Origin of the sequence: Phytobacter sp. V69 (assembly GCF_965644215.1) — a bacterium.
Classification (GTDB): domain Bacteria; phylum Pseudomonadota; class Gammaproteobacteria; order Enterobacterales; family Enterobacteriaceae; genus Phytobacter.
Window position 1 is genome coordinate 1 of sequence record NZ_CBFFRL010000187.1, and the last position, 9,014, is coordinate 9,014.

Here is a 9,014-nt window from a genome sequence, read left to right on the forward strand (position 1 = left end):
TAGTCATGATAATAGGGCCTTCTGATTAGAAGGCCCTATTATCAATGATTTTTATCCTCGTGACGACACTATCTAATTCAGTGCAAAGCAAGTTGCCCGCCAATACCGGCGGAAGCACGAATGGGCTATTCCCACCAGGATCTCTCGATTGCTCATTCCAGAAGCGAATTGCTCATCAGCAAACTTAATGATTTTTTCAATATTAAAGCCTTACATATCCTTTCCGAGACCGTTTTTCGGCTTATCGAGGGATATCGATCCAACCGCAGACCCCTACCTGCCTGGCTGTCTTGCTTTGAAGCGGTACACACCAGCAATTACGGCGACATAAGAGATAGCACGGGCTATCGCGCCATTTTAGATATTCTGGAAAAGTCCGGCAGCGAAAGATTCGTTGAGGAAATGAACAACAACGCCACAGAGTATGATGCTGAAAACATCCTCAGCCTGTACAGCAAAGTATTTGCGTTCCATACCAGCAAATGGCTGGAGAGCATCACGTGCTATCTGAAATATCAGGAATCGACCCCTTATATCTGGAAGTTTCGCACTGTCACGCCATCCGTCGAAAAGACCAGCGAGAAAGACAGCACGCAAAAACCTGAGGAATGGGATAACGACTACTGCCAGATATCCATAAGCAGAGACAATCTTCTTGAACTCATTCAGGAAAATAGCCTGTATGACGCGACAAAAGCGCTTGCTGATTGCCTGACTCGTATTTATCGCGATGCGGCTGCAAAAGAGTTTGAAGGAGAGAAAGCACCTGTCTCTGACAACGAACGAAAAGGATATAGCTCAAACAGTTGGTTATTTAACGCCTCTGGCAGACACTCGTATGAAGAGAGTCTCAACCTTATTCAAACTTTCGAAAAGTGGTATCAGAAGAACAGAGTATTGCTGATTAGCCCTAACCCGACACGTACAGAAAAAATCAGTGTTTCCGCACGGCTCGCTGGCCTTAAATGCTATGACCTGAAAAGAGGTATCCCTGAAAGCGCGGGTATGAAGGTGAAAGATGGTATCTACAAAAAACTTAAAGAAGATAGCCACCTGCATCTACCGGAAAAAATCAGTGATATTTCACTCCAGCGATACCATTCCAAAGTTAAAGAGATTATTGCGCTGGAAATCGATAATTTACTGCGGGAACAGAGAAACAAAAACGATCAGTATCCATACAGCGGAGCAAAATACGTAATCAAACCCTTCTGGTCAAAATGCTCTTTTACGTATGAATCAGACGTTGATTTGCAGGAAAAAGAGAAGGACATTATTGAAAAATGACACGGGGTATCGATGCACTGTCAGCGCTCTACGAGGCGACCAGCGAACGCACACTGGTTGCCTGGCAGAAGGCAACTGATTGCGGCGAAGTCATGCTGCAAGACTATTACGACCCGCACAAACTGGCATTGGCCAGCGGTATCCAGCCCGTGCCGTCCACTGACATCGCCTCACTGCGCCACCAGCTTGCGGAGCTGGCGCGTGGCGATGCGCTGGCCGACGTTATGCCTGCCGACGGCCTGCACTTTACCTTTCTTCCGCTAACCCTGCCGCTCTATACCGCCACAGAACAGCCAGAGAACATGGCCTCTTTGCTGGAACTGTGGCATCGCTGGCGGCAAAGAACGGTACATATTCGCGAACTGCGCCTGGTGGCACTACCGAGTCAGCTCTTATTAGCAGGCATTCCTGATGAGCAAAGCCCGCAGGCACGCCAGCAATTTTGCGATGCGCTGCTCGCCTCCCCCTGGGGCAATCACCTGATTGACCGCCATGCGCACACCCCACTTCCTGCGCCATTCTGGCACACCACGCTATTACGTTATCGTGCACAATACCTGCCCCCATCATTACGACGCTTTTTCCTGGCAAATCGCCAGCAACGTTACGGCAGCGTCGAGGGGATGCTGAAACTGGCGCAGGTGAATTACAACTGGACGCGCGTGCTGCCAATTGAATGAATTGTGCAGGAAATATGTAGATGGACACGTATTGACTAAATAAATTGTAAAAGTGGCCGTATTGGTCTTTTCAGCGGCGTTTTTCCGCATTAAAACCTATGCGGTATGCGCGATAATATTGTTAATCGTTTCCTGCATCAGACCATTATCACGGAGGGAAAATGGCAACGCATTTTGCACGAGGGATCCTCTCAGAGGGATGTTTAGTTTCAACGCGACTCTCCCAGGCCAGTCATCACAGCGCCCGACAGCTTCCTGAACACCAGCAGTCGCGTTATCTGGCTTCGCGGGCACTGCTCGCCGAAATGATGTTCATGCTTTATGGCATCAGCGAACTCCCGGACATCATAATTGAGCCCAGCGGACGCCCGAAATTTGCCGATCCTGGCCTACCGCATTTCTCTCTGGCCTACGCCGGAAATATGGTTGGCGTGGCGATAACCACCGAAGGTGAGTGTGGTCTGGACATGGAGTTACAGCGCGCCACCCGCAGTTTTCACAGCCCCCATGCACAAAAATCCTGGCAATTCAGTAGCAACGAACAGCTGTGGATCAATAATCAAAACGATCCAAACGAAGCGCAGGCACAGCTTTCAACCCTGAGACAAAGCGTGCTAAAGCTCCTCAATCAAATGCAGGATTCCCCCGGCATGCTGCAACTCCTGCCCGGTGCCGGGCGACTGCGGGTTCCCCAACTGGCTCAGGTCGAAGTTTTATGTGATGCTGAGGACGTCTTGATCTGGTCGGTTGCGGTAACACCGGCCATCGAGAGCCTCAAGATCTGGGAGTTTGATAGCAAAAACGGGTGGCGCTATCTGCCGGATGTGCAGACACGCGCTAACGATCCCGCCTCCCGCCTGATGCGCTTCACCAGCTTGCCAGCAGAAAAAGCCCTTATTATTAACTGACCCGATCGCAAGGAGTCATTATGTCTGGATCACTGAAAGTTGTGACGTTACTGGGTAGTTTGCGTAAAGGATCGTTTAACGCGATGGTTGCGCGGACGCTACCTAAACTGGCCCCTGCGGGCATGGACGTTTTACCGTTACCGTCCATCGGTGACATTCCGCTGTACGATGCCGATTTACAACAGGAAGACGGTTTTCCCGCACGTATCGAAGAGATTGCTCAGCAGATTCGCGAGGCGGATGGAGTGGTCATTGTGACCCCGGAATATAACTATTCCGTGCCCGGTGGGCTGAAAAACGCCATCGACTGGCTGTCACGCCTGCCTGAACAGCCGCTGTCCGGCAAACCGGTGCTTATCCAGACCAGTTCTATGGGGGCGATTGGTGGTGCACGTTGCCAGTATCACCTGCGGCAAATTCTGGTCTTCCTTGATGCCATGGTGATGAACAAACCGGAATTTATGGGCGGCGTAATTCAAAGCAAAGTCGATCAGCAGACGGGCGAAGTGGTCGATCAGAGCACGCTCGACCATCTGACCGGGCAGTTGACGGCATTTGGCGACTACATTCAGCGTGTAAAACGCTGATAAAAAAAGCCCGGTAGCGTCTGCGCTTACCGGGCTTTGTCATTTCAACGGCAATTAATGCGCGTCGATAAAGACGATTTTCAGCACGAACAGCACCGCAACCACAACCACGCACGGGCTGAGATCACGCAGGCGACCGGTGAACAGCTTCATCACGCAGTAAGAGATAAAGCCCAGCGCGATACCTTCGGTAATCGAGAAGCTGAACGGCATCATCACCGCAGTGATAAACGCCGGGACCGCTTCGGTCAGGTCATCCCACTTCACGCGAGACAGGCTGGACGTCATCAGGACGCCAACATAAATCAGCGCGCCCGCAGTAGCATAAGCAGGCACCATCCCGGCCAGCGGCGACAGGAAGATAACCAGCAGGAACAGGATGCCGACCACAACGGCTGTCAGACCTGTACGGCCACCGACAGAGACACCGGAAGACGATTCGATATACGCGGTCACTGAAGAGGTACCGATGAACGAACCGACCACGGAAGAGACGCTGTCTACGTACAGCGCCTGCTTCATGCGCGGGAATTTACCTTTTTCGTCAACCAGACCCGCTTTGTCGGTTACACCGAGCAGAGTACCGGAGGAGTCAAACAGGTTCACCAGCATGAAGGAGAAGATAACGCCAGCCAGGCCGATGTTGAACGAACCGGCCAGGTCAACGTTACCTACCACGCTCGCCACGCTTGGCGGCGCAGAGATAATGCCGTGATACTGCACGTCGCCCATCATCCAGCCCAGTAGGGTGGTGACAACGATAGAAATCAGTACCGCAGCATGAATATTACGGGAAGCCAGAACAGCGATGATGAAGAAGCCCAGAACACCCAGCAGAACGCTGTGAGACGTCAGGTTGCCAATGGCCACCAGCGTATCTTTGTTCGGAACAATCACACCGGCGTTTTTCAGGCCCATCATGCCGATAAACAGACCGATACCGCTGGTGATACCGACGCGCAGGCTGACCGGAATGTTGGCAATCATCCAGTAACGTACGCGGAAGATAGTCAGCAGCAGCAGACCTACCGCGCCCCAGAAAATCGCACCCATGCCGATTTGCCAGGACAGGCCCATCGCACCCACCACCACAAACGCGAAGAAGGCGTTCAGGCCCATCGCGGGTGCCAGTGCAACCGGCAGGTTAGCAAACAGACCCATCAGGATGCTGCCGAACGCGGCAATCAGACAGGTGGTAACGAATACCGCACTGGTGTCCATCCCGGCGACACCCAAAATCTGCGGGTTAACAAAAACGATGTAAACCATCGTCAAAAACGTGGTGAAACCGGCGATCACTTCGGTGCGTGCCGATGTGCCATGTTCACGCAGTTTAAACACGCGCTCAAGCAACCCTTGGCTCGACGCCTGGGTAGTGTGTTGTTGGCTCATTATCAATTTCCGAACAAGGAGGGAAAATTCGTCGCTATCCTATACCAAAATGAGACAATGTTGACGGTTATCACACACTTTTTTTCATTGAATTTGCTTATACGGCAACGATTGCGTGGGGTAATCTGCCTTAAGTAAACGATAAACTTGCAAGTTACAGGAAATCGCATGTCCAAAATTGAAGCCGTATTTTTCGACTGTGACGGCACCCTGGTCGACAGTGAAGTCATCTGTTCGCGCGCGTATGTGCATATGTTTAAAGAATTTGGCATCACGCTCGATCTTGAGGAGGTGTTCAAACGTTTTAAAGGCATGAAGCTCTATGAAATTATCGATGTGATCGGTGAAGAGCACGGTGTGAAGCTGGACAAGGCAGCGCTGGAACCGGTGTTTCGCGGCGAAGTCGCGCGACTGTTTGATTCCGAGCTGGAAATCATTCCGGGCGCGAAGGAGCTGCTTGACGCGGTCACCGTGCCTGTCTGCGTGGTTTCTAACGGCCCGGTCAGCAAGATGGAGCACTCGCTTGGCAAAACTGGCCTGCTGCACCATTTCCCGAATCTGCTGTTCAGCGGCTACGATATTCAACGCTGGAAGCCAGATCCGGACCTGATGTTCCACGCGGCGAAAGCGCTGAATGTGGATACCCCGCGCTGCATTCTGATTGATGATTCCGTCGCAGGCGCGCAATCGGGCATCGCCGCGGGGATGGAGGTCTTTTATTTCTGCGCCGATCCGCATAACAAGCCGATTGACCACCCTCAGGTGACCACGTTCACCGAGCTGTCGCAGCTCCCGGCATTATGGAAAGCGCGCGGCTGGGACATTACGCGTTAATGAAGAGAAACGCCTCCCCCGGTTCGGGAGAGGCGTAATGGATCACTTAAACAGTTTCTGCACAAACTCGGCATACGCCGGACGCCAGACATCCATTTCATGGTTCAGGCCCGGGTACATCTTGTAGTCGAACTTAACGCCCTGTTTCTCCAGCTCACTTTTCAGCCCGGCAATGTCTTTTCCGGTAACGGAATCTTTTTCACCCACCACGACCGTGAAGTTATGCAGCTGCTTGTTGATCTCCTGAGGCTTGTTAAGCTGAGCGGTAACGCCAGCATCCGGAACAGTTGCGGTTGTCACGCCACTCAACGTCGCCAGCCAGCCAAAGCTGTCCAGATGGTTCATCCCGGAAACCAACGCCTGATAGCCCCCTTGCGATAACCCGGCCAGTGCGCGTCCATTCGCATCCTTACGCACGTTAAACCGCCCATCGACCATCGGGATAATATCGTGCATCAGCTCGCGGTCTGCGGCTTTAGCATTCAGCGGATAGAAGGTTTTGCGGCGCTCTTTCGGCGGATAATTCTCCGGAATAGCCTGTACGATTTCGGTTTCTGTATCCGGCACCACCACCAACATCGGCTTGATTTTCCCCTCGGCCAGCAGGTTATCCATCATTTGCGGCAGACGTCCCTGATCGATAGCGGAAAGGCCGGTATCACCAAAGCCATGGTAGAAATAGATTACCGGCAGCGGTTCGCCTTTGCCGTTATAGCCTGGCGGTGTCCAGATATAGACACGGCGCTCTGAATGCAATTCTTTGGAGTGGTAAGTCACCGTAAGCAAATCGCCGTGCGGCACGGCGCGATCATCCAGAATACTTCCCGGCACCAGGATCAGGCTGGTGTTCACCTGACGCTGCGGCTTCTGGAAACGGCTTCCCGTATCCACCGAACGGAAGCCATCCACATCAAAGTAATATTCATACAGATTCGGGGCCAGGGAATCGCTTTTCCAGGACCATACGCCACTCTCATCTTTGCTCATATCGTGAGAGACAAAGCTGTCCGGCGAGGAGCCTGTGATCACCGACACCCGTTTTGCGCCAGGCGCAAACAGGCGGAAGGTAATGCTTTTATCGGCGTTAACCTGCGTCACGTACTGGCTAACCGGCACCGATAAATCCGGAGTCACCGGAAAGGGTGCTGCAACGGCAGGAATAGCCGCACTACCCAGCAGTGCAGTGATGGCGAACGTCAGACAGGCGATGTTTCTTTTCATATCAAATCCCTCGTTTTATTTTCTCGTTCATGTAGTTCCATTGACCGGGCATTACCACCAGACCTCGGCCTGAACGCCTGCGGCAAACTGGTTGTTTTTCTCATCAGCGAAGCTGAAATTATCCAGTTCGTTTTCCAGCGCATGGATCCAGGTACCATAAAAACGGATTTCCGGGCGGGACGTCAGCATACTGGTGTTGACCTTAAGCGTATGGTAAAGCGTGGTTTTATACCCAGATTCTTTTAACTTCGCGCCGTATTGATTTTTGTTCTGCTGGTTGAAATACGCCAGTTCTACGCCCGTCTGATTGTACTTGTCCCAGATATAAGCCGGGCGAACCACCGCGCGATAGCTGGTGAAATCACTGTGCGCGCCGGTCTCATAGCTATAGACATCTTCGCCGCGCGAATAGACCAGTGCGTTGGCCACGATCACATCGTCACGCAAATAGGTTTCGCCCTGTGAGACCAGACGAATCGCCGTACCGTTGGTGTGATCGCCATAGTAACGACCGTTAAAGGCGATGTACGGGCTGGAGCCGCTGTAGCGGGCAAAGCTGCTTGCCAGCGAGTTGTTGGCCATCAGGAAGCTGAATTCGTTATAGCCGCCGTTTTTGAATTTCTGCGTCAGCGCCGTGCCAAACATCCAGGTGTCTTTCCATTTGTAATACCCGTTGTCGTTGACGTTCTCTTTCTGCGTATCCGTCGAGTTCGCCATCGCGTAACGGCCATTGACCATCAGCTCGGCGTTATCCCACAGCGGAATCGCCTTGTAGCGAACATCAACGGTATTGGTATTGAGCTTCTGTGAGTTGCTGAGGGAACGGTCGTACTGGTCAATATCTTCACGCACCAGCGCGATATCGAGCTTGCCGCTACCCAGTTTCATGTTCTCAATACCGACACCACCAGCGCTGTCGGTACGCAGAGTTTTCCAGTCAAGCATCTGTACTTCATACTTCGGAAGCTGATGTTTACCTACCCACATATCGGCCTCAGGCGCAAACGGCAGGAAGCCGGTGGTGGTCAGGTAGATATCGGAGAACTGCAGGACGTTATCGTTGGTGCTGTTATCGCCAAACCATCCGGCATAATAGGACTGCCCTACGTTACCATCCAGCATGACGACAGCTTTCGCGCTCTTGCCATTCTCGTTGTAAACGCGCTGGGAGAACTGCAAATCAAACCAGCTGGTGTATTCGTTGCCAAAACGCCCCAGCGAGCCGACGGCCCAGGATTTCGGCGAGCCGTTAGTGGTGGTTGCCCAACCCGAACGGATATAGCCGTTGTAACTAAAGCCGATGTCATCTTTGATAAATTTGCTGAGATCTTTCATCGACATGGATGAAACATCTTCAGTTTTAGACGCCTGAGCACCCGGCGCTGGCGCTGTTTGTACCAGCACCGCAGCAGGAGCAGGCTTCGCTTTCGCCGTACTTGCGGTCGCAGGTGCAGGTGCAGTAGTAGCCTGCGCAAAGTAAACCGCCTGCTTATTCTTCTCTTCGTCCTTGTAGCGCTGTAATTCCTTTTTCGTTTCGCTGAGGTCTTTCTCCAGCGCCGCAAGACGCTGTTCGATGGTCATATTTCCACTCGCGGCCATCGCAGGGGTAACTGAGTATAAAAATGATGATGCCAGAATTAAGGGTATTGTTTTTTTCATGGTTTCCATCCAACCATTTTTTGGATAAAAAAAACCTGAACCCACCCAAGGTTAATCGGGTGTGAGTTCAGGTTTTGCCTGTCTAAAGCAGTAACAATCCTGTACTGGACACATCTTTGCGGCTGACTGTTTTTTTCACCAGCCCTAAAAACAAAAAACCTGGCACCTCCGGAGGGGAGATGTCAGGTTTAGCCCGCAAAGCGGTAGCAATCCAGTTTCAGCCCACAACATAGCGATTTTTAATCCACCAGCAATGAGCAAAAGAATAAATTGTGATTTACCGCGAATTTTTAGTTCAGCATTTCATCCGCAGTACATTTTATTGGCCCGGATACCGGACCCAGGTCGGATACAAAAAGAGCACAATACTTAGATAGCGTCGTCACGAGGATAAAAATCATTGATAATAGGGCCTTCTAATCAGAAGGCCCTATTATCATGACTAT

Annotated in this window: 8 protein-coding genes; 5 read left to right on the forward strand and 3 right to left on the reverse strand. The window is 51.8% G+C overall.

Annotation, left to right across the window (positions count from 1 at the left end):
- Nucleotides 1–120: 120 nt before the first annotated feature.
- From ACSZPU_RS20380 to ACSZPU_RS20395, 4 genes are all read left to right on the forward strand, one after another.
- Nucleotides 121–1,287, forward strand: coding sequence for a hypothetical protein (locus ACSZPU_RS20380; protein WP_499002571.1), 1,167 nt, complete (start codon nucleotides 121–123; stop codon nucleotides 1,285–1,287).
- Nucleotides 1,284–1,967, forward strand: coding sequence for a hypothetical protein (locus ACSZPU_RS20385; RefSeq protein WP_499002573.1), 684 nt, complete (start codon nucleotides 1,284–1,286; stop codon nucleotides 1,965–1,967). Before ACSZPU_RS20380 ends, ACSZPU_RS20385 begins: the two co-directional genes overlap by 4 nt.
- A 161-nt stretch (nucleotides 1,968–2,128) precedes the next feature.
- Entirely contained in the window at nucleotides 2,129–2,875 is a 747-nt protein-coding gene (locus ACSZPU_RS20390) for a 4'-phosphopantetheinyl transferase family protein (RefSeq protein WP_499002576.1), read from the forward strand.
- A 20-nt stretch (nucleotides 2,876–2,895) separates the two neighbouring features.
- Nucleotides 2,896–3,462 (forward strand): NADPH-dependent FMN reductase, encoded by a 567-nt coding sequence (locus ACSZPU_RS20395; protein ID WP_499002579.1) that lies wholly within the window; start codon nucleotides 2,896–2,898, stop codon nucleotides 3,460–3,462.
- A gap of 54 nt (nucleotides 3,463–3,516) precedes the next feature.
- On the opposite strand, the gene ACSZPU_RS20400 is transcribed toward ACSZPU_RS20395, so the two are convergent.
- Entirely contained in the window at nucleotides 3,517–4,854 is a 1,338-nt protein-coding gene (locus ACSZPU_RS20400; RefSeq protein ID WP_499002582.1) for an NCS2 family permease, read from the reverse strand.
- Between the two features lie 168 nt (nucleotides 4,855–5,022).
- Here ACSZPU_RS20400 and yieH point away from each other — a divergent pair, with 168 nt between their 5' ends.
- Nucleotides 5,023–5,688, forward strand: coding sequence for a 6-phosphogluconate phosphatase (gene yieH / locus ACSZPU_RS20405; protein ID WP_499002585.1), 666 nt, complete (start codon nucleotides 5,023–5,025; stop codon nucleotides 5,686–5,688).
- 42 nt (nucleotides 5,689–5,730) lie between these two features.
- Here the strand turns inward: yieH and ACSZPU_RS20410 are convergent, their stop codons facing one another.
- Together ACSZPU_RS20410 and ACSZPU_RS20415 are read right to left on the reverse strand one after the other, a co-directional pair.
- Nucleotides 5,731–6,909: an esterase gene (locus tag ACSZPU_RS20410; RefSeq protein ID WP_499002587.1), complete on the reverse strand. Its 1,179-nt coding sequence runs from the start codon at nucleotides 6,907–6,909 to the stop codon at nucleotides 5,731–5,733.
- Nucleotides 6,910–6,960: 51 nt separating this feature from the next.
- Nucleotides 6,961–8,577: a carbohydrate porin gene (locus ACSZPU_RS20415; RefSeq protein WP_499002590.1), complete on the reverse strand. Its 1,617-nt coding sequence runs from the start codon at nucleotides 8,575–8,577 to the stop codon at nucleotides 6,961–6,963.
- Between the last annotated feature and the right edge of the window lie 437 nt (nucleotides 8,578–9,014).

Bases quoted from the DNA above. Each gene is read 5' to 3' on its own strand.
- ACSZPU_RS20410 (WP_499002587.1), bottom strand. From the start codon at position 6,909: ATGAAAAGAAACATCGCCTGTCTGACGTTCGCCATCACTGCACTGCTG.
- ACSZPU_RS20380 (WP_499002571.1), top strand. From the start codon at position 121: ATGGGCTATTCCCACCAGGATCTCTCGATTGCTCATTCCAGAAGCGAA.
- ACSZPU_RS20385 (WP_499002573.1), top strand. From the start codon at position 1,284: ATGACACGGGGTATCGATGCACTGTCAGCGCTCTACGAGGCGACCAGC.
- ACSZPU_RS20400 (WP_499002582.1), bottom strand. From the start codon at position 4,854: ATGAGCCAACAACACACTACCCAGGCGTCGAGCCAAGGGTTGCTTGAG.
- ACSZPU_RS20395 (WP_499002579.1), top strand. From the start codon at position 2,896: ATGTCTGGATCACTGAAAGTTGTGACGTTACTGGGTAGTTTGCGTAAA.
- yieH (WP_499002585.1), top strand. From the start codon at position 5,023: ATGTCCAAAATTGAAGCCGTATTTTTCGACTGTGACGGCACCCTGGTC.
- ACSZPU_RS20415 (WP_499002590.1), bottom strand. From the start codon at position 8,577: ATGGAAACCATGAAAAAAACAATACCCTTAATTCTGGCATCATCATTT.
- ACSZPU_RS20390 (WP_499002576.1), top strand. From the start codon at position 2,129: ATGGCAACGCATTTTGCACGAGGGATCCTCTCAGAGGGATGTTTAGTT.